The following is an 807-nucleotide window of genomic DNA, read 5'->3' on the forward strand; positions in this document are numbered from 1 at the left end:
TCACCGTTATTTCTTTTTCTTGAAGTGACGGGTATTTGAAATCAACCGCTTGCCATGATGGACAGTCAATATATTCACCTGGTCTCCGGCCAATTGATAAACAATCCGATAATTGCCAACCATCAGTTGCCTGATACTCTCATCCATAAATTCAGGTACAATATGTCCTCTTCTTGGATATTTTTCTAGTATATCGGGTGCTGAAAACAGCTTAGATATGGTTAACTCGGCATAGCGGACAGACTCTTTAGCGATATATTCACCGATATCGTCCAAATCAGCAATCGCATTATCAGTCCAAATTACTTCAGCCACTTAATTACTTCAGCCACTTAGTTAACTTTTGACGTGCTTCTTGCTTGGTATTAACTTTGCCTTGGGCAACATCATCCAATCCCCGCTGTACCTTCTCCATGAGAACTACATGATCAACGAGCTCATCGATCGAAAACTGTTCAGGCAACTTATCGAGTGAATTGATCAATCTTGTTTTTGTAAGCATATACACCTCCTTTGACGAAGGTAACGATAACAAAACTAATATACAAAGTGTACCCTCATACCAATTTTAAATCTGATCATATATATTTGCATATACGGGACGGTTGATATCAAATACAAAACTGGAATCATTACCAATCCGGCTCTTGCTCGGATATCGGCATCCCGAGGCACCAAATTGCACCTCATTGGACGAACAAAATGATTGAAACGCCTGCGAATGCGTGTGATGAATTGTGCTTCGTCCAACCCGGAGCGTATGCTGAAAGGGGATTCACGAATCCGTGAAATCCGCTCACGAATCCG

At 41.4% G+C, this 807-nt stretch carries 1 protein-coding gene; it reads right to left on the reverse strand.

The window, feature by feature from the left end:
* Nucleotides 1-6: 6 nt before the first annotated feature.
* Nucleotides 7-315 (reverse strand): type II toxin-antitoxin system RelE/ParE family toxin, encoded by a 309-nt coding sequence (locus NF543_RS25265; RefSeq protein WP_257670907.1) that lies wholly within the window; start codon nt 313-315, stop codon nt 7-9.
* Between the last annotated feature and the right edge of the window lie 492 nt (nt 316-807).

This window comes from Parapedobacter tibetensis, from assembly GCF_024704835.1.
Taxonomy (GTDB): domain Bacteria; phylum Bacteroidota; class Bacteroidia; order Sphingobacteriales; family Sphingobacteriaceae; genus Parapedobacter; species Parapedobacter tibetensis.